Below are 20,698 nucleotides of genomic sequence, written 5' to 3'. Positions count from 1 at the left end.
CAAGCCACCATACGATGCGGCGCCATCAGGCCTTCCAGCTGACCGTCAATGGCCAGCACCCCCAGCCGCCGCGCCGCCGCGTCACTGCCCTGATCCACCGCCTGGCGATACATCTTGACGGCCTCGCCAAATCCCGCCTCTTGCTGCTCTGCGATCTGGCCCAGGGCAAAGCTCGCCTGTGACACACCTTCGGCCGCCGCCTCGCTCAACAGCTGCCTGGCCTGCGCCAAATTCGCGGCAATCCCCTGACCGCCCATGAGGGCCAGACCCAGCGCCACCTTGGCGTCCAGATCATCGGCCGCCACCCCAAGCGAGAGCCAGCGCAACGCCTCATGGGGGTTGACCGGCGCCCCCTCGCCTGTGAGGTATTTCTTCCCCAGCGCCACCTGGGCGCGCAAAAAGCCCCCCTCGGCGGCGCGCAGCAGCCAGTTCAGCCCGGCCGCGCGGTTGCGCAGCACCCCCCGGCCACTGTCCAGCGCAAAGGCCAGCCAATACTGCGCCTCGTTATGTCCCGCCTCTGCCGCCTGTTGCAGCCAGACCAGCGCCAGGGCGCTGTCAACTGCGGTGCCAAGCCCCTCTGCATAGGCGCGGCTGAGCTCAAACTGGGCTTCGACATTGCCGTTTTCCGCCGCCGCCTGCATCCAGGTCAGGGATTCCACCGGATCCGCCCGCACCCCCTCTCCAGAGCGGTAGAGCAGGCCGAGGTAATACTGCGCTTCGCCATGGCCGCGCACCGCAGCAGAGCGCAGCACCACGGCGGCGCGCTCGGGGTTGCGGGCAGGGCCACCGGGGGCTGCACTCAGGTAGAGCCGCGCCAAAAGCACCGCTGCCGACGCCTGGTTCTGCGCCGCCGCCCGTTCCAGCCAGTCGCGCGCCGCCATCAGATCCTGCGGCCCGCCGCGCCCCTCCATCAGCACCCGGCCATAGCGATACTGGGCCTGCATGTTGGTGCCGTTCTCGGCCAGATGTTTCAGCCCCTGACGCACAAAGACAAAATCGCCGCGCGCCCAGGCGGCTTCAACCTCACTCATGCTCGGCGCGGCGGGCGCGCTCTGGGCCACCTGCGCGCTCTGTGATCCCTGGGCCACCTGTGATCCCTGTGAGCCCTGGGCCGCAGGCGGGGCGGTGGGCTCTGTTGCCATCAGCGCCAGCGGCGCCAAGACGGGGATCAGGGTGGTGCTGAAAAGGCGCCAGAAGGAGTTGGAAATCACCATGGGTCTCACGTTTGAATAGATCTGAACAAAAGCCGCTGATCCCGCCAGTGCTACTGGCCTGTGATACAAAACCTGCGACGCGGCCAAAGGACAAGGCCAGAAGTACGGCCTGTGGTAAAGCCTCGCCGGACCCTAAGGCGGGCGCCGGGCAAGATCAAATAGTCTGGCGCGCAGGCGCCCAGATCTTTTGGCCAGATCTTTTGACCTGCTCTCTCTTAGTCTGCCCTCTCTTAGAACGGCAGCCCGCCCAAAGCCCGCGCCAGCCACAGCAGCGCCGCCGCAGCGCAGAGCGCCGTCCCAAAGGGCAGCGCCTGTTGACCAATCTCTGCGGCTTGGCGCTCCCTGCCGCGCTCTGATAGCAGCAGGCTGGCCAGGCCACCGATCAGGAGTTTAGCCAGGGGTTTGACCAGTGCCAGCAGCGCCGCCACCAGCACCAGCAGTGGCAGATCAAAGGGGCCGGCAAACCCGCCCAGCCCCACCATCAGCTTGACATCTCCCAGCCCCAGCCCCTCGCGGTGGCGCAGTTTTTGATAGCCCAGGCGCAGCGCCAGAAAGCTGGTGCTGCCCAGCCCTGCGCCCAGCAGCGCCAGCCCCAGATCCTGGCGACCACCGAGCCAGGCCCAGATCAGCACCACCCCAGCCAGGCTCAGCGTCAGCGGATCCGGCAGCCGCAGCCACAGCAGATCGCAGAGCGCCAGCGCCAGCAGGCCCCACAGGAACAGGCAGGACATCAGCACCGTCACACCACTGCCCCCGGCGGCCAAAGCCAGCACCGCGCAGCCGGTGGCGATGATCTCCAGATAGAGGCTCCAGGGCGGAATGGCGGCGCCGCAAGAGCGACAGCGCCCCCGCATCCAGACAAAGGACAGGATTGGCAGCAGATCGCGGATCTGCAACCGCTGGGCACAGCTGCGGCAGCGCGAGGGCGCCCAAAGCACATCCTCGCCGCGCGGCAAACGGTCCACCAGCACCCCCAGAAACGACCCCAGAGCCGGGGCCAGCAGCAGCAAAAACAGCCCCGCGGCAAAAGGCAGAGCATCGCCAACCGGCGCCGCCTGGTTTGGCCAGAAGTCAGGCCAGAAGTCAGGCCAGAACATGGGTGTCTCCCTCTCCTGCGGCCCTCGCCTGAACGGACACCGCGCTTGGGCAGGCTATTTCCCTGATCTGTCAGGCGGGTGATGGACAAGCCTCTGCCCCCTCCCTTATCATGCGGGCAAGCAAATGAAAGTCTTCCATGTCAATAGTGTCGTCTTCCCTCCTGGCGTCTCTGCGCCGCCGCTCTGCTGAGCAAACTCCGCCGCAGAATTCGGCCAAGGATGCCGGGTTTTCCCTGCTGGAGCTGATGGTGGTGGTGGTGATCCTGTCGGTGCTGGCGCTGGTGGTGGTGCCCCGGGTGATCGACCGTCCCGATCAGGCCCGCGCCGCCCGCGCCAAGGCCGATATCGCCTCGGTGGTCAGCGCCGTGAAGCTCTACCGGCTGGACAATTTCCGCTACCCCACAACCGAGCAGGGGCTGCAGGCGCTGGTCAGCCGTCCCAGCAGCGATCCGCAACCCGCCAACTGGGCCGAAGGCGGCTATATGGACCGCCAGCCGATGGACCCCTGGGGCCAGCCCTACCAATATCTCTCGCCTGGTGTGCACGAAGAGTTTGACGTCTTCAGCTATGGCGCCGATGGCAGTGCAGGCGGCGAGGGCGTCAATCGGGATATTGGCTCATGGACCCTGAATTAGAGCCTGATTCAGACCGTAACGACGCCGGGTTTACCCTGATTGAACTGCTGGTCTCGATTGCGGTGCTGTCGGTTCTGGCTCTGGGCGCCACCCTGGCGCTGCCGCGCGGCAGCACCCCGGCGACGCAGGACATGGCGCTGTTTCAACGCCAGTTCGAGCAGATGCGCCAATTGGCCATCACCGGTCAGAGCAGCCGTGGCCTGATCATCGAACCCGAAGGGCTGCGGCTGGCCAGCCGTCAGGCCAGCAATCAGGTCGGCCAGGGGGGCTATGATCCGGCTTTGGGGCAGGACCAGGCCTGGCAGATCTCGCCCCGGCAGCAGCGCTGGCAGGGGCGGGTGCAGTTTATACCGCTGCATTCGCAGGGCAGCGCCGCCGCCAGCAGTGGCAGGCCTGATATTCAGTTTCTCGCCGATGGCCGCAGCTCTGCCTTTCGCATCCGCTTTGCGCCGCGCTCCGGGTCCATTCGCCAGGGACACAGCGGAGCACGGCAGGCCAGCTGCCGCAGCGATGGCCGGACAGGGCTGATATGCGACAGCTCCTGAGATCGCACCGCAGCGCAGAGCCTCGGCACCCGGCGCAAGCCAGCCGGGGCTTTACCCTGCTGGAGCTGGCCCTGGCCATTCTGGTGCTGACGCTTGGCAGCCTGGCGGCGCTGCGGGCCACGGATCAATCCCGTCTGGCCATCGGCGGCGAGACCCCGCGCCTGCTGGCCCGGCTTGCCGCCCGCAACCGCGCCGAGGAACTGCAACTCTATGCCGGGACTGGCCCGGCGCTGCCAGCCGAGGTTGCCTTAGGCGGGCAGCGCTTTCGTCTTGAAACCCACCAGGAGATCACCGCTGGCGGGCTGATCAGGACCCGCGTCACCGCCCGCGCCGACAGTGGCGAAGGCGCGCAGCTGGTGCTGTATCTGGCACCGGAGCCGCGCCAATGACGCGCCCACAAACGCCCAGTCCCCAGGCCCCCGAAAGCCAGGCCCCCAACAACCAGACCAGCCCCCAGGCCGCAGCCTCGGATCGGGGGCTCAGCCTGATCGAGCTGGTCCTGGCCATGGCGATTTTTGCCCTGGTGGCAGTGATGGGCGCACAGGCGCTCACCGGAATGATCCGCATGCGCGATGGCCTCACCAGCCGCTCCAGCCAGACCGCCGCCCTGGCCGAGGTGACCAGCCTGCTGCGGGCGGACCTCAGCGCCCTGGTGCCGATGCTGTTCTACCCACCCGAGCGCGCCGCGCCCCAGGCCGCGCTGCGCTTTTGGCGCCGTGGCGAGGTCACGGTGCTGGCGCTGTCGCGCGGCGGTCTCGCCCAGTTTGACACCGGGCGTAACGGCGCCCTTGGATCTCAGCCCCCGGGCCTGAAAACCGGCCTCAAAACCGGGCGGGTCGAATGGCGGCTGCAGAACGGCCAGCTGAGCCGCAGTTTCTGGCCCAGCCTGATCCCCGCCGATCCCAGATCACGGCTGCAGACCGGGCCCCACCTCGGGGCGGCGCTAGGCGGCATCACGGCGCTGCATCTGCGCAGCTACTGGCCGCAGACCGGCTGGGTCGAGGGCACTGCCCCCGCCCAGGACCCCGGTTCGGGTATCGGGTCGATCACCGGTGGGGCCGCCGACGACGACAGCACTGCCGGGGCGGTCGAAGTCTATTCCGACACCCTGCCCCTGGCGGTCGAGCTGACCCTGGTCACCGGGCATTTTGGCAAAATCTCCCTTGTGGAGAGCCTGAAATGAGCCAGATGAACAGAACAAGACCAGCACCGGCCAAGGATCAGGGGGCCAGAAATCAAGGGACCAGGGATCAGGGGTTTGTTCTGGTCAATGCCCTGGTTCTGGTGGCGGCGCTGGCGGCGGTGGCCACCCTGTTGCTCAGCCGTGCCGAGCAGGGGCGCAGCCGACTGGAGGCGGGGCTCTTGGCCGATCAGCTCAGCCTCTCGCTGGATGGCTTTGATGCGCTGGCGCTCAGCCAGCTGGCCCGCGACAGTGGCAGCAGCGATCACCTGCGCGAGGCCTGGGCCAAACCGCGCCCGCCGCTGGCGCTGGCGCGCGGCGACGTTGTCGGCCAGATCCAGGATCTGCAGGGGCGCTTTAACGTCAACTGGCTCAGCCAGGCCGACAGCCCCCTGGCGCAGGAGGCCTTTGTGCTTTTGCTGGCGCGCCTCGGGCTGCCGCCCCGGATCGCCGATGACATCCGTCGCTTTGTCACCCCGGGCGCAGAGCTGGCAGACCGGCAGCGCTGGCTGCAACGGGATCCGCCACTGGACCCGGTGGGCGGCCCGCTGCTGAGCGCCGATCAGCTGGCGGATCTGCCGGGGCTGTCGCCCCGTGCCTATGCCCGCCTGCGGCCCCTGATCACCGCCCTGCCCGGCGACAGCCGGTTGAATGTGAACACCGCCCGCCCCGAAGTCCTGGCGAGCTTTCTGCCGGATCTGTCCAGCGCCGTGCTGGCCCGGCTGCTGCGCCAGCGCGACCGGCAAGGCTTTGCCTCGGTTGAAGACTTTCTCACCGCCGCGCGGCTGCAACAGGCCGAAGACACCCCCCAAGAGCCCCCTGCGAGCAGCCCCGAGGGCGACAGCCCGCCCGATAGAGTGGGGCCGGAGCAGATCTCTGTCAGCTCGCAGTGGTTTCGCGTCGACAGCCAGGCCCGGCTGGACGGGCGTATGGCCAGCCGGGTGAGCCTGCTGCACCGCCGCAGCGCCGGGCGCCGTCCCGACTTGATCTGGCAGGTGACCAGCCGCCCCTGATCCAAGCTGCCTGATACGGGCTGCCTCTGATACCGGTGGGTCGGGTCCCGTCCCGGGATGCGCGGCGCGCCATAAACCGGTTGCGGCGCAGGAAAAAGGCGACATTGCGCTTTGGGGCTGCTATCGACATGCTGCGCCACACCACAAGAGATCCAACACCCCCCATGACCGCCGCCAGGACCCTTCAGTAATGCGCCTCCTCTCCCGGACATCCACAGCGGCAGGCCCCGGCTCATCCCCCAGCCCAACCCCTGGCCAAACCACTGGCTCAACCACTGGCCCGATCCTGCGGCTGAGCAAGACCGCCCCACCACCGGGCGCGGTGGTCACGGTGCCCGGCAGCCAGATCCCGCTGCTGCGTCTTGATCTGCCGCCGGGGCTGCGCGGCCAGGCCCGGGAACAGGTGGCGCGCCGGCAATTGGCCGATCGCACCGGGCTGAGCCCCGACAGCCTGAGCCTGCGACCCTTTCTGCTCCAGGCGCCATCAGGGCAAAAGCCGACACAAAAACAGGTGGGCAAACAATGGACCCAGGTTCTGGTGGGCGACACCCCCTACCTGCAGCGCCTGCAAGCGCTCTCCTGCCGGGCGGTGCTGCCGGATTACCTCACCCTGCCAACGGTGGCAGGGCTCTGGACACTGGCGCTGGCGCAGGTCCCCGCGGCTGATCCCACCGCCGAGCACGATAGCCCCAGCGCCCAGCCCACCAGCCCGCTGCTGATGGCGCGGCTGGGTCCCGAGGATGGCTTTAGCGCCCAGCCCGCCCTTGCCCTGGCGATGCTGCGTCAGGCGCTGGCCGCCGCCCCCGCAGAGCGCGCCCGGCCCCAGGCCATCCTCTGGATCAAAGCTGCCAAGGCAGATGACCCTGCCCAGGGTGAAATCCAGGCTCAGATCCGGGGTGAAATCCTGGCAGAGATCGAAGCCCTGGCCCGCGCCCATGACATTGCCCTGATCCACAGCGCCAAAGCGGCAACCACTCTTGGCCTGCCGCTGCCCCGGGTCTTTGCCCATGGCGAGCTGGCCTGCGACCTGCGCCACAATCCGATGGCGGCGCGGGCACAATTGGCCAGGGCCGTGCTGCCCTGGCGCTGGCCCTTGCTGGCAGGCTGCCTTGCCGCGGGTCTCTGGGCCGCCGGGGAGCTGGTTCAGCTCTCCCGGCTTGAAGCCGCGCTCACCACCCAGCGGGCGCAGAATCAGGCATTGGCAAAAACCCATTTTATCCCCGATGGCCCGGTGCTGGATGCCCGGTTGCAGATCAGCCGCGCCCTGAGCGCGCGCCGCCAGGGCAGCGCCGCCGCCCAGGATCAGGTGGATCCGCTGGATCTTGCCGCCCGTCTGGCCGAGGTGGTCAGCGCGGCGGATCTGCGCGCCGAACTGCTCAGCTATCGAACCGGAGAGGGGCTGGTGCTGGCCCTGCGGCTCAAGGATTTTGCCGCCGCAGACCAGCTGGACGCGGCGCTGCACCAAGCGGGGCTGCGCAGCACATTGACCGAGTCCCGGGTGGATGAGGCCAAAAGCGGCGTGCAGGCCGAGTTTGTGATCACAGGCCTTGCCCCGCCAGCGCCCCAGCCCCCCCAGCAGGCGCAACCAGAGATCCGGCCAGAGATCCAGCCAGAGGTGCAGCAATGACCGGACAGCTGATTGATTTTCTGCTCACGCGCAGTGCGCGGGAACGGCTCTTGCTGGGTACAGCCCTGCTGGTGATCCTGCTGGGGCTTGGCTTTGGCCTGTTGATGCCGCTGCACGCGCGTCGCCTGCGCGCCGAGGCGCAGCTTGGCGAGGCCCAGGCGCTGGAGCTGTGGATTGCAGACCGTATTGTCGAAAAACAGAGCCTAACCCGGGCCTTTGATCCGGTGCCACAGGCGCCCATTGGCACCAGCGGGGTCGAGCGTGGCTTGATCGCGGCGCGGCTGCGCCCGGCACTGACCAGCCTGTCCACCCAAGGCGATGGCAGGATTGATCTGCGCTTTGACCAGGTTGATTTTGCCCAGCTTGGGGCTTGGCTCAGCGCGGCACATCCCGGTTGGGGCTACCGGATTGACAGTTTCCGGCTGGAAGCGCTGCAGGGTGACGGCGGCGCGGAGGGCGGCTCAGATCACATTTCGGGCCGCGTTGCTGCCTGGATCAGCCTCAGCCCGCAGGATCCCTAGGACCCTGCCCCGTCTTGAGCGGCCCGTCTGGGGCGGCCCGTCTGGGGCGGCCCGACTTGAACAGCCCGTCTTGCGCTAACTGGCGGCTGACTGGAGCGAACTGGAACGAACTGGGGGCAGGCCTGAGCCGGGCCCTTCAGCCCTGTGATCAAAGCTGTGATCACAGCTTTTGCAGGCTGGCCCCGATCTGTGCCCGCCGCCCGGCCATCGAGCCCAAAGGATCCATATCCGTCGAGGATTTCAACACCTCATCCAGAGCCGCCCGCGCCTGAGCAAGCAGCGCCTTGCCGGAATCGACATCGCCCTTGGCCAGCAGGGCCAGGCCCTGTTCATGCTGTGCGGTGCCCTGCACCGCCAGAGCCGCGCTGCGGGCCTCGCCGCTTTGGCTCTTGGCCAGGTCACCGGCGATCTGCGCCGCCGCGCCGTAGTTGCCGGCGCGCAGCTCCGCATGGGCATATTCCAGCTGCAAACGCGGTGCCAGCGGGCCTGCTGTGGCGATCAAACGCTGATAGCTGCGTTTGGCGCGGCCATAGTCGCCGCTTTCCAAAGCATTGCGCGCCACCGCATATTTGGACTGGAAACCGCTGCCCGCCGTGCCCCCGGCGCCAGTGCTTTCACCGCAGCTCCCCAAGAGCAGCCCGCCGCAGAGAACCAGTCCGCCCAAAACGCCGCGTTTTGCAAAAGATATCGCCTGCATTGCTTGCTCTTTTCCTGTTTAAATCATTACAGAAATTTACCATGTTCGGCGCAGCCCGTCTATCTGGGGTCTCCACCAGCCCGCAGCGCCCCCGGACCTGTGACCCATATGCGCCTAAATGCAGCCGCCCCAACCATCCCGCAAGGAGAGCCATGCGCCTGATTGCCCCCCTCTTGACCCTTGCCGCCCTGGCTCTGGCGGCGCTGGCCGGGCATCAGCTCTGGCTGGTGCTGTCGACCCCGGCGCAGCAGCAGGTCCAGCTGACCCCGGCGCAGCAGCAGGCGGCGCAGCCGCAACCGCCGCAGCCCCGCGCCCGGCGGCAGTGGCCGCCGCTCTTTGGGGAAAAGCAACCGCCCAGGCCCGCCAGCCCGCCGGTGCAACGCCAGCCCGAGCCACAGCCGCCAAAACCGGCGCGGCCCCCGATCGAGAGTCTCGGCTATGTGCTCAAAGGTCGGGTGCAGGCCGGGCAGGCCACCTGGGCCATTGTCGCCCATCCCAGTGGCGAACAGCTGGTGCGCCAGGGCGATCATCTGCGCGAGGGGATCGAGGTGATGCGGATTGATGGCCAGGGGCTGTGGATCTCGCGCCAGGGGGATGCGCCCGAATTGCTGGGGTTTGAGGATTGAGGGGCCTTGAAGGTGCAAAGCGATCCGCCGCCCGCTGATCAGCCCGCAACCACCGCCTGCAAATCAAAGATCGGCAACAGCACCGCCAGCACAATCACCAGCACCAAGACCCCCACCAGCATCATCAAAGCAGGCTCTAACAAGGTGGCAATGTGCCTGCGTTCGGTTGAAAGCCGATGTTCCACCAGGGCGGCGGCGCGGCCGCTCATCGCCGCCAGGCGGACCGAGACCTCGCCGGCCGCAATCAGCTGACGTGCCACCGCTGGCAAAAAAGACAGCTGCGCCAGGGCCGAGGACAGGCTTTCGCCCTGCTGCACCGCGCGGGTCACCGCCCGGCCTTCGCTTTGAAACTGTGCCACTTCCAGCACCTCGACGGCGCTGTCGGTGGCGCTGAGCACCGCATGACGCGCGCCCAGCACCAGCGCCAGGGTGCGCAGATATTGCACCGCGGCCGACAGCCGCATCAGGCGGCCCACCACCGGCAGGCGCAGCAACAACTGGTCGCGGCGCTGGCGCAGGCGCGGCAGGCGCGGCACCAGCGCCAGAAACACCGCCAGCGCCAGCAGCCCGGCGCCAATCAGCCAGGCATTGTCGCGGATCAGATCCGACAGCGCCAGAACCCGGCGGGTCAGGGGCGGCAGCGGCCGGCCGGAGAGTTCAAACATGGCGACAATCTCGGGGGCGACATTGACCATCAGGATCGCGCAGACCAAAAGCGAGACCGCCGCCACAAAGCCGGGATAGATCAGCGCGGTGGCAATCTGCGCCTTGTCAGAGCCCAGCTGTTCCAGATGGTCCGCCAGCGCGTTGAAAACCGAGGCCAGCTCACCGGCCGCCTCGCCTGCGCGCAGCGCCGCCAGATAATAGGGGGCAAAGCCCGCGCCGGCCTGGGCCAGCGCATCGGACAGGCTGGCACCATCCAGCAGCGCCGCGCGGACCTCGGCGGCCACCGCGTCCAGGCTGGGATGGCCGCCGCTGCGCACCGCTTCCAATGCCGCATCCACTGGCAGCTCAGCCCCCAGCATCACCGCCATCTGCCGGGTAAAGACCACCTGCAGATCCGGGCTCAGCCGGTGCCGCCAGCCACTCAGCACAGAGACGTTCCCCGCGCTTTTGTCCGGCGGCGGGCCATCCGTCAGATGCTCTTGACTGGACGGGTTGGGGCTGGGCCGGCTGGGGCTGGACGGGTTGGCATTTGGCTTGTTGGAACCCGGCTTGCCCCGGGTCTGGCTCAGCTCGGCGACAAACAGATCCTGCGCCGACAGCTGGCGGCTGGCATCGGCTTCGGTTTCGGCCACAACCGTGCCGCTGCGCCGCCGCCCCCCTGTGGTATAGGCGATATAGCGATAGGCCTTCACGCCACATCCCCAACCACACGCAGGGCCTCTGGCAGGCTGACCTCTCCCAGCGCCACCGCCAGCAGCCCCTGGCCAATCAGCGTCTCGCCAGCGCGCAGCGCCAGATCTTTCAACTCGGCCTCGGTGGCGCCGCGATCAATCGCCGCGGTGATCTGTGGCGTCACCTCGGCCATTTCAAAAATGCCAACCCGCCCGGCATGGCCACTGCCGCCACAGCTGGCGCAGCCCACCGGGGCCTGGATCTGCTCGGGCACCGCCAGCCCGTGGCGCTGGAACAGGGCCGCCTCCTCGGCGCCGGGAGCTTGGGGTTGGCGGCAGCTGTGACACAGTCGGCGCAGCAGACGCTGGGCAATCACCCCGCGCAGGGTGGCGGCGATCAGGAAATTATCCAGCCCCAGGTCGCGCAGCCGCACGATGGCCCCAACCGAGCTGTTGGCATGCAGCGAGGAAAACACCAGATGCCCGGTGAGCGCCGCCTGGGCCGCCGTCTGGGCGGTTTCCGGATCACGGATCTCGCCCACCAGAATGACATCCGGATCCTGCCGCAGGGTGGCGCGCAAGCCGGCGGCAAAGCTCATGCCGATCTCGGCGTTGATCTGGCTTTGGCTGATGCCGGGCAGATCATATTCGATGGGGTCTTCCACCGTGACGATATTGCGCTCGGCCCGATCCGCCAGTTGCAGCAGCGAATAAAGCGTCGTGGTCTTGCCGGCGCCGGTGGGGCCGGTGGCCAGGATGATGCCATTGGGAAAGCCGGACAGCCGCTTGAGAAGTGCCTGTTGTTGCACCGACAGCCCCAGATCCTGCAGCGGCCGCAGCCCGGTTGACCGGTCCAGGATCCTGAGCACGATGCGTTCGCCGTAATGCCCCGGCAGGGAGCTGACGCGGGTGTCGATCTGCCGCCCCGCCAGAGCCAGCGGGATACGGCCATCCTGCGGCAGCCGGGTCTCGGCGATATCCAGCCCGGCCATGACCTTCAGCCGCGACACGATGCGTTTCACCGGCACATCGGCACGGTCCATCACCTCTTGCAGGAAACCGTCAATGCGCATGCGCACCCGCAGCCCGCCCTCATGGGGTTCGATATGCAGATCCGAGGCCCCGCTTTGCACCGCCCGCGCCAAGAGCTGATTGACCAGGGTGATCACCGGCGCATCGCCCGGCTCGTCCAGCAGGTCGCGCTGACGGCGGGCAAAGGCCTGCTCTTCCAGATCAAAGCTCAAGCTCTCCTGCGGCGCCGTGCTCCCCTCGCGGTAGACCCGCGCCAGGGCGGTCTCGAATCCCTCCTGCTCCAGCGCTTGCACCTGCAGATCCGGCGCGATCCCCAGCCGGCGCTGTGCCTCGCGCAGCCCCAGCTGGGTCACCCCGGGCCCGGCAATCAGGCAGGCCCCGTCCAGCAGCACCTGCTGGTCGCGGGCAAAGGCAAAGGGAAGCCTAGTTTCCACTGCCAAACCGAAGCCTGCTGGGCAGCGGCGGGAAATTTCGCTGCTGGGCCACATCATCAATAAAACCGGCATCAAAGGGCTGGTTCAGATCCGCCCCGTCAAAGGGCAGCCCGCTTTGGCCGTTATAGGGAAAGCGGCCATTGTCGACCGGGGCAATGGCGGCGCTCACATCCTGGGCCTTGCGGCTGAGCTGGCGGCTGATCCGCTGGGCCTCGGCCTCGGTTGACACCACCTGTGGGCGCAACAGCACCAACAGCACCCGCTGATTGCTATTGCTGCTCTTGCCCCGGAACAGCCCGCCAATCAGGGGCAGCTCTGCCAGGCCCGGCACCTTTTGATTGACCCCGCCCGAGCCATTTTCCAACAACCCGCCCAGCATGATCACATTGCCATCGCTGACCAGCGCCGTGGTCGACAGCGACCGGCGAGGTGATCTCGCCGCCGGAAGCGGCGGTGGAATTGGTCAGGTTCGAGACTTCCTGCTTGATCACCATGCGCACGGTACGGTCAGCATTGATCTGCGGCGTTACATTCAGGGTCAGGCCAATATCCTGGCGTTCGATGGTCTGGAACGGATTATCAACCGAGCTGCCATCGCTGACGGTGGAATAGCTGCCGGTGACAAAGGGCACATTCTGCGCCACCACGATCTCGGCCTCCTGGTTGTTCAGGGTCAGGATCGAGGGCGTCGACAACAGCCGGGTGGAATTCACCGAGGCAATGGCGGTGATCAGCCCGACAATACCATCGCCGCCGGCATTGCGTTTGGCGCCGCCAAAGACACCGCCCGATCCCAGTGTTGCGGCGCCGCCATTGGAGACCGAGGAAATCAGATTGGTCAGGCTGGAGCGCCCCGGCAGATCAAACTGGGCGCCGCCCACCAGCGCATTGTTCAAGACCGCGCCAAACTGCACCGACAGATCCGACAGGCCCTCCACCGACATTTCAAAAATCACCGCCTCGACCAGCACCTGGGTGGGGCGCTGATCCAGATAGCGCACCATCTGCACGATCTCGTCAATGCGCTCCTGTGGTGCCGAAACCAGCAGCGTATTGGTCTGCAGCTCTGGCACGATGCGCACCGCCGCCCGGGTGCCGGAACCGCCATCACTGTTCAGGGTGCGCATCACCACATCCGAAATCGCCGCCGCATCGGCGTAGTTCAGCGCCACCGCCCGCGACACCACGGTATCGCGCTGGGTGTCCAGCTCATCCACCAGAAGCCGCACCCGGTGACGCAGCGCCTCGGAGCCGGAGATCAGCAGCGCGTTTGACCGCCGGTCAACGCTCACCGAAGAGCCCTCGGGGATCAGGTCCATGGATTGCACCACCTGCAAGACCTCAGCCGCATCGGCGTTTTGCAGTCGCAGGATCTCGATCGGGGGGGCGGCCCGGGGCTGGTCCAGCCGTTTGATCAAGCGGGTAATCCGATTGAGATTGGCACTGCGGTCGGAAATGATCAGCCGCTTGGCGCCGGGCACCGGGGTCATCACCGCCTCGGCCGGCAGGAGCGGCCGCACCACCTCGATCACCTCCTGCAGCGGCACTTCTTTTACCGGGATCACCCGGGTCTCAAAGCCGCTGGGCAAGCCGGCGCTGCCGCCCGATGACAGCTCGCGCGCCACATTCATCGGCACGATGCGATCCGCCCCCGCCCCTTCGATCAGGGTCAGCCGGTTCAGCTCCAGCACCGAAAGGAAGACCTCAAACAGATCCTGCGGCGACATCTGATCCGGCGCCAGCACCGTCACGGTGCCGCGCACGTCGGGATCCAGCACAAAGCTGCGGCCGGTGGCCTCGGAGACAATTTCGACAAAGTTGCGCAGATCCGCATCGCGCAGATCCAGCGTCACCTGGGCGCGCAGCGGCTGCACCAAGACCAGCAGCAGCAGCGCCGCCGCCCCGATCCAGAGACGCAGACTCCAGAAAAAACCGATCCGCGCCGGCTGTCCCACCAGTGGCATCACCGGGTGTATCACCGGCTGCATCTCTGCGCGCTGTGTCATGAGTTGCTCTTTATACTTCTGGCAGGCCTGCCCCCGAATCCTTCACAGATTCTGCAGCCCCGCGCCCCTGATTTTCTGTCCGCCACCATAGAGGATTTACGCCCAAAACCCACGGCTTTCTGACGCATTTGTCAAGATATGTGGCGCCCAGGCCAAGCGGCCACAAGCTGTGGCCTCCAGATGCAGGCCCAGATGCAGATCCGCGGCCTATCGCAGCAGGCCCTCCAGATAGTGGCCATAGTCATTTTTGGCAAACAGAGCCGCCCGCGCCTTGAGCCCGGCGCGGTCGATCCAGCCCTGATCAAAGGCAATCTCTTCCGGGCAGCCGGTCTGCAGCCCCTGGCGCTCCTGCAGGGTGCGCACAAAGTTCCCCGCCTCCAGCAGCGAGCCATGGGTGCCGGTGTCCAGCCAGGCATAGCCCCGGCCCATGGTCTCGACCCGCAGGGCCTCTTCGTCCAGATACATCTGCAGCAGATCGGTGATCTCCAGCTCGCCGCGCGCCGAAGGCCGGACCGCGCGGGCCCGCGCAGGCGCAGTGCCATCAAGGAAATACAGCCCCGTCACCGCATAGTTCGAAGGGGCCACCTCGGGCTTTTCAATAATCTGCCGGGCGCGCCCCGCATCGTCAAAATCCACCACGCCATAGCGTTCGGGATCGGCCACGTGATAGCCAAAGACGGTGCCGCCTGTGCCCTGCGCATCCGCCGCCGCCAGCAGTTTGGGCAGGCCATGACCAAAGAAGATATTATCCCCCAGCACCAGCGCCGACGGGGCCCCCGCCAGAAAGCTCTCGGCCAGAATAAAGGCCTGGGCCAGACCATCGGGCGCGGGCTGCACCACATAGGTGAGATCAATCCCCCATTGGCGGCCATCCCCTAAGGTGCGTTTGAACTGCGCCTGATCCTGCGGCGTGGTGATCACACAGATCTCGCGGATCCCTGCCAGCATCAGCACCGACAGGGGATAATAGATCATCGGCTTGTCATAGATCGGCAGCAGCTGTTTTGAGACGCCCATGGTGATCGGATACAGCCGGGTGCCGGATCCGCCTGCCAGAATAATGCCTTTTCGTGCCATCATGGCCTCGCTCCCAAATCGTGCAAAATATCTGCCAGCCCAACCCGCCAATCGGGCTGCGCAATGTTAAAAACAGTCTCTAATGTGGTGCAATCCAGCCGTGAGTTCAGCGGTCGCGGCGCCGGGGTTGGATAGGCGGAGCTCGGGATGCCTGCAACCGCGCAGGCCACATCAGCCTGGGCAAAAATCTCCGCCGCAAACCCGGCCCAGCTGACCTCGGGCGCGCCCTGCAGATGATAGATGCCGGATTTGCCCGGATCCTCTGCCAGCTGTCGCGCCATTTCAAGACAGGCGGCGGCAATGGCGCGCGCCGGGGTGGGCGCGCCAATCTGATCGGCGACAATACTCAGCTGATCGCGCTCCGCACCCAGACGCAGCATGGTTTTGACAAAATTATTGCCATGGGCCGACACCACCCAGGATGTGCGCAAAATGGCAGTGACCCCGCCGGCCGCCCCCACCGCCGCTTCCCCGGCCAGCTTGCTGCGGCCATAGGCATTCACCGGCGCGGGCGCGTCGCCGGGCTGCCAGGGGGTCTCGCCGCTGCCGTCAAAGACATAATCGGTGGAGATATAGACCAGCGGCAGCCCATGGGCCGCACAGGCCTGCGCGATGGCCCCCGGTGTTGCGCCATTGATGGTTGTGGCCAGGCGCTCTTCGCTCTCGGCCCTGTCGACCGCCGTATAGGCGGCGGCAATGATCACCGCATCAATGCCTGCGCCCGCGACCTGCGCCGCCGCTGCGGCCGGATCGCTGAACTCCGCATGATCCCGCCCCAGACAGGTCACCCCCTCCAGCCGCGACAGCTCCTGGGCCAACTGACCGGTTTTTCCAAACACCAGAATGTTCATGTCCTGCGCCCTGTTTTCATCTTGCTGCAAATACCTCCGCCGGAGGCCGGCTTTCCAGCCCGGAAAGCCGTTACTGTCCCGTCCCCAAGCGCTGCCCGACGCCGTCACGGCTCTGCAGCGCGCGCCACCAGCTCTCATTTTCCAGATACCATTGCACGGTTTTTGCCAGACCTTCCTCGACCGTCACACTTGGCCGCCAGCCCAGCTCGGCGCGGATGCGCGAGGGATCAATTGCATAGCGCGCATCATGACCGGGGCGATCCGTGACAAAGGTGATTTGCGCGGCGTAGGACTGCCCATCCTCGCGCGGGCGTGTCTCATCCAGAATGGCGCAGAGATGCTGCACCAGTTCCAGATTGGAACATTCATTTTCACCGCCTATATTATAACTGCGTCCCAGCTGGCCCTTTTGCAGCACCAACAGCAGTGCTGCGGCATGATCCTCCACATAGAGCCAGTCGCGCACGTTTGATCCGTCGCCATAGATCGGCAGCGGTTTGCCCGCCAGCGCGTTGAGGATCACCACCGGCACCAGCTTTTCCGGGAAATGGAAGGGACCATAGTTGTTGGAACAATTGGTCAGCACCACCGGCAGCCCATAGGTCTCGGCCCAGGCGCGCACCAGATGGTCAGAGGCTGCCTTGCTGGCGGAATAGGGCGAGCGCGGATCGTAAGCGGTCTCTTCGGTGAACTGCACGCCTGGGTCGCTGGGCAGCGAGCCATAGACCTCATCGGTCGAGATATGATGAAAGCGAAACGCCTCTGGGCGGCCTGCCTCAACCCAGTATTTGCGCGCCGCCTCCAGCATGTTGAAGGTGCCGGTGATATTGGTCTCGATAAAATCGCCGGGGCCGTCAATCGAACGGTCCACATGGCTCTCGGCGGCCAGATGCATCACCACATCCGGGGCATGGGCGGCAAAGATCCGCTCCAGCGCTGCGCGGTCGCGAATATCCGCCTGCTCAAAGGCATAGTTAGGGTGATCCGCCACCGCGGCCACATTCTCCAGACAGGCGGCATAGGTCAGCGCATCCAGATTGACCACCTGATGGCCATCGCCAATGGCGCGCCGCACCACCGCCGAGCCGATAAACCCGGCGCCACCGGTCACCAGAATTTTCATCACGCAGCGCCCTCCCAGACAAAGGGGCTGTCAAAATCCGCCAGCGCCGGGGCCGCTGCGTCCTTCTCCGACAGCAGCGGCGGGCCGTCAAAGCCCCAGTCAACGCCACAGCTGTCCCAGGCCACCGCCCCATCGCAGTCGGGCGCGTAATAGTCGCTGCATTTATACAGGATCTCGGTCTCGGGCGCCCGGGTGATAAAGCCATGCAGAAACCCCGCCGGCACCAGCAGTTGCTTGCCGTTCTCCGCCGTCAGCTCGATGCCGAACCATGTGCCATAGGTCGGCGAGCCCCGGCGGATATCCACCGCCACATCAAACAGCGCGCCGCGGCCACAGCGCACCAATTTGGCCTGGGCATGGGGCGGCGCCTGAAAATGCAGCCCGCGCAGCGTCCCCCGCTGCATCGACAGCGAATGATTGTCCTGCACAAAATCCAGATCAATCCCCTGCTCCGCCAGCCGCTGCCGGCTCCAGCATTCGCTAAAAAACCCGCGCGCATCGCCAAACCGTTGCGGCACCAGGATCTTCACCCCCGGCAATCCCGTCTCTTCAACCTGCATGTCTTATCCCGTCACCTCGTCCAGTCCCCTCCCCGCAGCCCCCTGCCCCTGGGGGCAAACACATCGGCACGGCGCAAAAGACACGCCGATGTGTTTCACCATAGAAGCCGGCCTCGCCATGACACAACCATGTCCCAACCATGGCAAGGCCGGATCCATCGCCCCCTGCAAATCCCCTGCCGACTTGCACCCTGCCCCATTCCCCGGCAAGCATGAGGCCAGAGATTTTCCCAGTGGTTTTCCAAGGTATAGCCCCATCATGAAATTCCTTTTTGTCCATCAAAACATGCCCGGCCAATATCGCGAGCTGCTCACCTGGCTGGTCAAACAGGGCGGTCATGAAATCCTCTTTCTCACCCAGCGCCGGGGGCTGCAGCTGCCCGGAGTCACAACCGTGACCTACAGGCCCCACCACCAAGCGGCCAAAGACGCCTACGGGCTTTCAAAGGACTGGGAGAGTGCCGCAGGGGCCGGGCTTGGCGCCGCCCTGGCGGCCCGCCGATTGGACCGCGACCAGGGCTTTAAGCCCGACATCATCATCGGCCATACCGGCTGGGGCGAATTGCTGTTTATGAAAGAGGTCTGGCCGGATGTGCCGGTGATCGGGTTTTTTGAATATTTCTACCGCACCTCTGGCGGCTTGGTTGGCTTTGACCCGGAACACCCGATCAATGATCAGGCAGGCTTTTTTGCCCAGGCCCGCAATACCGTCCCCTATGCCAGCATCGAAGCGGTCGATCAGGGCCATACCCCCACCCAGTGGCAACGCGACCGTTTTCCGCAGTCCTTCCATCACCGCATGTATACCTGCCACGATGGTATTCGCTGCGACCGGTTGCTGCCGGATGCCAAGGCCTCGATTGGGTTGGGCCGGGTGGACCAGCCGCTGACCCGCAACGACGAGGTCATCACCTATGTGGCCCGCAATATGGAACGCGCCCGCGGCTTTCACATCATGATGCGCGCCCTGCCCGAGATCCTGACCAGCCTCCCCAGGGCGCGGGTGCTGATGATCGGCGGCAACGAGACCTCCTATGGCGTCGAGAGCAGCCACCCCCAGGGGCTGCGCGGCGAAATGGAAGCAGAACTCGGCGACAGCGTGGATTGGAGCCGGGTGCATTTCCTCGGCAAGGTGCCCTACGACGATCTCTGCCGCATCCTCCGCATCAGTCGCTGCCATATCTATCTGACCATGCCCTTTGTGCTCAGTTGGTCACTGCTCGAGGCAATGTCCATGCAGGCCACCGTGGTGGCTGCGGATGTGGCCCCGGTGCGCGAGGCAGTCACCCATGGGGAGACCGGCATGCTGGTTGATTTCTTTGACCCGCGCGCGCTTGCGGATCAGGTGGTGGATGTCGTGACCAATCCTAGGGAGTACGCCCACCTGGGTCCCGCTGCCCGCGCCCATGTGCTGCAGCATTACGATTTCCTCAGCCATTGCCTGCCAGAGCATATCGCCCAGATCAACGCCCTGGTTCCCGCCGGCAAACAAATCAGGATCTAATCAAATGTTTCGCACGCGAAACATTTGATGGCCTCCGGCGGGGGTATTTAAGGCCAAATGAAGAGGCGGCGCGCTTTCATTTGGCTCAAAATATCCTGGGGGTGAGCGCCTTGGCGCGAGGGGGCAAAGCCCCCCGCACGTCAAAGCCCCTGCGCTTTACTGGCGGCGGCTCACTCCGCGCCGCGTTTTTTGACCCAGCCCAAAAAGGCCGCATCAGCCTGGCGCAGCCGGGGCCGTCCGGATCGGGCCCACATGGCACGCCACTCGGCCTCCAGCGCGTAGACATCCGCGCCCGGTATCAGATCGCGGGCGCGCTCCAGCGTGGTCGCTTTCAAAATCGGCGCATCCGCATGTCCAGGCTCTGTTACCACATGTTTCTGGCTAAACCGGATCAAATCACCGGGCAGCTCTTCCATGGCGTAGTCCGGCAGCGGCTGCGCCGCGATCATGTCGCGGATCATCTTGCGAAACACCCGCCGCGGACTGGCAGAACCGGATTTCTTCAGCAGCGTTTCCACCGAAATGGTCCAGGCGCTTTGGCGGCCACAGTGTTTGCGTGTCAGCTCATAGATGCGCCGCTCCAGCGGTTTGCGCAGACGAAAGTAATCCCGGCTCAGCGTCAGCACCGATTTTGACAGCACCGCGCGAAACAGCCAGTCCGACAGGGTCACCGCCACATTGACCATGCGCCCCGCCCCCTTTTTGGAACCGGGAGCCTTGCGCACGATCTCCCAGCTCTCGATCAGGCCAAAACCCGTGGTCACCTCTTCGCCGCCGGTGACGATATTGGTGGTGATACGGGTGCCCGCCAGACGCTCAAAGCTCTCGCGCAGGCGCCGATAGGCATCGCCAGAGGTCTCGCGGTTGGTGGCAATCAGCAGATCATGCGCCTTGAGATGCAGGGTACGCGACAATTGCCGCCCGGCATTCTGCGCCGCCATCAGCTGGCTGATACAGAAGATCAGGATATCCTTGTCATGGATCGTCGCCAGGCCTTTGACCGATGGCACCACGGTGATCTCGGCGCCATTGTGCTGATAGTTCAAAATGCGCCGGTCCGGCCGTGTCGCCAGGGAAAACAGCGGATGTTCCATCGAGGCCAGATCGTTTTTGGGAATCGCATCAAAGATATCGCAGAGGAAAAAACGCCCCGCTGCGCTCCCCTGCGCTTCAGCTGGATATGCTCCGCCTGCCGCCGCCATAACTGCCCCGCCCGCTCTGCCTGCTGCCCCCAGGTTATTGGGTCTGACCTGCCAGACTCCCGGGTGACTCGTTTTCGTGGTTTTGATTACGCCCACCCTAGAGTTATCCACAAGGATTCTCAACGGGGTTCCGGAATCGCAGCTTCGGGGGTTTGGAGTCAGTTCAACGGGGTTTCAGAGTCACCGCGTTAAAAAAATGCGCTCAAAACACCAATGAAAAAAGGGCTTTGCGCCAGCCTCCGGTCTCCTATAACTATAATATAACTCATAAATAACAGGGTAGAAAAATTTTCGCCCCCCAAAGCCACCTCTTTCCCCTCGTGCAGAGGCTTGATTTGCTTAGAAAAAGAAAAAGGCCTGCGCATAATCTTCCCATGTGCCGCCTTTTCTGATATCAGCCTGTAAAGACGATACATG

General features: G+C 65.4%; 22 protein-coding genes. 9 read left to right on the top strand and 13 right to left on the bottom strand.

From position 1 onward, the window contains the following. Positions 1–1,214 (bottom strand): tetratricopeptide repeat protein (locus ARCT_RS0103870; protein ID WP_027238899.1); only part of this gene is annotated, 1,214 nt, incomplete at its 3' end. A 230-nt stretch (positions 1,215–1,444) separates the two neighbouring features. Beyond that, entirely contained in the window at positions 1,445–2,311 is an 867-nt protein-coding gene (locus ARCT_RS25280) for a prepilin peptidase (protein ID WP_051360524.1), read from the bottom strand. A gap of 146 nt (positions 2,312–2,457) precedes the next feature. Between ARCT_RS25280 and gspG the strand changes: the two genes are divergently transcribed. From gspG to gspM, 7 genes are all read left to right on the top strand, one after another. Further along, on the top strand, positions 2,458–2,946 hold the full coding sequence (gspG, locus tag ARCT_RS25275) for a type II secretion system major pseudopilin GspG (RefSeq protein ID WP_379575079.1): 489 nt from the start codon (positions 2,458–2,460) through the stop codon (positions 2,944–2,946). Then, on the top strand, positions 2,931–3,491 hold the full coding sequence (locus ARCT_RS0103855) for a prepilin-type N-terminal cleavage/methylation domain-containing protein (RefSeq protein WP_027238898.1): 561 nt from the start codon (positions 2,931–2,933) through the stop codon (positions 3,489–3,491). The genes gspG and ARCT_RS0103855 overlap by 16 nt, the downstream gene beginning before the upstream one ends. After that, entirely contained in the window at positions 3,476–3,880 is a 405-nt protein-coding gene (locus ARCT_RS25270; protein ID WP_036784223.1) for a prepilin-type N-terminal cleavage/methylation domain-containing protein, read from the top strand. Before ARCT_RS0103855 ends, ARCT_RS25270 begins: the two co-directional genes overlap by 16 nt. Then, positions 3,877–4,674 carry a type II secretion system protein GspJ gene (locus ARCT_RS26940; protein WP_027238897.1) on the top strand — a complete coding sequence of 266 codons (798 nt, stop codon included), beginning with the start codon at positions 3,877–3,879 and terminating at the stop codon, positions 4,672–4,674. Before ARCT_RS25270 ends, ARCT_RS26940 begins: the two co-directional genes overlap by 4 nt. Continuing rightward, positions 4,671–5,684, top strand: coding sequence for a type II secretion system minor pseudopilin GspK (gspK, locus tag ARCT_RS0103840; RefSeq protein WP_027238896.1), 1,014 nt, complete (start codon positions 4,671–4,673; stop codon positions 5,682–5,684). Before ARCT_RS26940 ends, gspK begins: the two co-directional genes overlap by 4 nt. 190 nt (positions 5,685–5,874) lie before the next feature. Further along, the gene (gene gspL / locus ARCT_RS0103835) at positions 5,875–7,311 is read left to right on the top strand and encodes a type II secretion system protein GspL (protein ID WP_027238895.1); all 1,437 of its coding nucleotides are present in this window, start codon (positions 5,875–5,877) and stop codon (positions 7,309–7,311) included. Further along, positions 7,308–7,832 (top strand): type II secretion system protein GspM, encoded by a 525-nt coding sequence (gene gspM / locus ARCT_RS0103830; RefSeq protein ID WP_027238894.1) that lies wholly within the window; start codon positions 7,308–7,310, stop codon positions 7,830–7,832. The genes gspL and gspM overlap by 4 nt, the downstream gene beginning before the upstream one ends. Before the next feature lie 160 nt (positions 7,833–7,992). On the opposite strand, the gene ARCT_RS0103825 is transcribed toward gspM, so the two are convergent. Then, positions 7,993–8,529 carry an outer membrane protein assembly factor BamD gene (locus ARCT_RS0103825; RefSeq protein ID WP_027238893.1) on the bottom strand — a complete coding sequence of 179 codons (537 nt, stop codon included), beginning with the start codon at positions 8,527–8,529 and terminating at the stop codon, positions 7,993–7,995. Positions 8,530–8,681: 152 nt separating this feature from the next. Here ARCT_RS0103825 and ARCT_RS0103820 point away from each other — a divergent pair, with 152 nt between their 5' ends. Next, positions 8,682–9,155, top strand: coding sequence for a type II secretion system protein N (locus ARCT_RS0103820; RefSeq protein ID WP_027238892.1), 474 nt, complete (start codon positions 8,682–8,684; stop codon positions 9,153–9,155). A gap of 38 nt (positions 9,156–9,193) precedes the next feature. Here the strand turns inward: ARCT_RS0103820 and ARCT_RS0103815 are convergent, their stop codons facing one another. The 8 genes from ARCT_RS0103815 to rfbC form a co-directional block, all read right to left on the bottom strand. Continuing rightward, the gene (locus tag ARCT_RS0103815; RefSeq protein ID WP_027238891.1) at positions 9,194–10,513 is read right to left on the bottom strand and encodes a type II secretion system F family protein; all 1,320 of its coding nucleotides are present in this window, start codon (positions 10,511–10,513) and stop codon (positions 9,194–9,196) included. Then, the gene (locus ARCT_RS0103810; protein ID WP_027238890.1) at positions 10,510–11,958 is read right to left on the bottom strand and encodes a GspE/PulE family protein; all 1,449 of its coding nucleotides are present in this window, start codon (positions 11,956–11,958) and stop codon (positions 10,510–10,512) included. Before ARCT_RS0103810 ends, ARCT_RS0103815 begins: the two co-directional genes overlap by 4 nt. Then, complete coding sequence (locus ARCT_RS28770; RefSeq protein ID WP_276202235.1) at positions 11,948–12,337, bottom strand: hypothetical protein; 390 nt, start codon at positions 12,335–12,337, stop codon at positions 11,948–11,950. The genes ARCT_RS0103810 and ARCT_RS28770 overlap by 11 nt, the downstream gene beginning before the upstream one ends. After that, the gene (locus ARCT_RS25260) at positions 12,228–13,964 is read right to left on the bottom strand and encodes a secretin N-terminal domain-containing protein (protein WP_051360522.1); all 1,737 of its coding nucleotides are present in this window, start codon (positions 13,962–13,964) and stop codon (positions 12,228–12,230) included. The genes ARCT_RS28770 and ARCT_RS25260 overlap by 110 nt, the downstream gene beginning before the upstream one ends. Before the next feature lie 207 nt (positions 13,965–14,171). Next, positions 14,172–15,044, bottom strand: a complete 873-nt coding sequence (gene rfbA / locus ARCT_RS0103800) for a glucose-1-phosphate thymidylyltransferase RfbA (protein WP_027238889.1) — start codon at positions 15,042–15,044, stop codon at positions 14,172–14,174. Beyond that, complete coding sequence (gene rfbD, locus ARCT_RS0103795; RefSeq protein WP_027238888.1) at positions 15,041–15,892, bottom strand: dTDP-4-dehydrorhamnose reductase; 852 nt, start codon at positions 15,890–15,892, stop codon at positions 15,041–15,043. Before rfbD ends, rfbA begins: the two co-directional genes overlap by 4 nt. A 70-nt stretch (positions 15,893–15,962) precedes the next feature. After that, on the bottom strand, positions 15,963–17,015 hold the full coding sequence (gene rfbB / locus ARCT_RS0103790; protein ID WP_027238887.1) for a dTDP-glucose 4,6-dehydratase: 1,053 nt from the start codon (positions 17,013–17,015) through the stop codon (positions 15,963–15,965). Continuing rightward, positions 17,015–17,575, bottom strand: coding sequence for a dTDP-4-dehydrorhamnose 3,5-epimerase (gene rfbC / locus ARCT_RS0103785; protein WP_027238886.1), 561 nt, complete (start codon positions 17,573–17,575; stop codon positions 17,015–17,017). The genes rfbB and rfbC overlap by 1 nt, the downstream gene beginning before the upstream one ends. 259 nt (positions 17,576–17,834) lie before the next feature. On the opposite strand from rfbC, the gene ARCT_RS0103780 reads away from it, so the two are divergent. Further along, positions 17,835–19,079, top strand: a complete 1,245-nt coding sequence (locus ARCT_RS0103780) for a glycosyltransferase family 4 protein (protein ID WP_027238885.1) — start codon at positions 17,835–17,837, stop codon at positions 19,077–19,079. Positions 19,080–19,249: 170 nt separating this feature from the next. Here ARCT_RS0103780 and ARCT_RS0103775 read toward each other — a convergent pair whose 3' ends face one another. Together ARCT_RS0103775 and ARCT_RS28200 are read right to left on the bottom strand one after the other, a co-directional pair. Next, on the bottom strand, positions 19,250–20,281 hold the full coding sequence (locus tag ARCT_RS0103775) for a replication initiator protein A (protein WP_027238884.1): 1,032 nt from the start codon (positions 20,279–20,281) through the stop codon (positions 19,250–19,252). A gap of 188 nt (positions 20,282–20,469) precedes the next feature. Then, positions 20,470–20,697, bottom strand: a complete 228-nt coding sequence (locus ARCT_RS28200) for a hypothetical protein (protein WP_161631285.1) — start codon at positions 20,695–20,697, stop codon at positions 20,470–20,472. Position 20,698 lies beyond the last annotated feature (1 nt).

Source organism: Pseudophaeobacter arcticus DSM 23566 (genome assembly GCF_000473205.1).
Classification (GTDB): Bacteria; Pseudomonadota; Alphaproteobacteria; order Rhodobacterales; family Rhodobacteraceae; genus Pseudophaeobacter; species Pseudophaeobacter arcticus.
The sequence above is the reverse complement of the archived record's forward strand: the minus strand, read 5'-3'. Positions and strand labels throughout refer to the sequence as shown.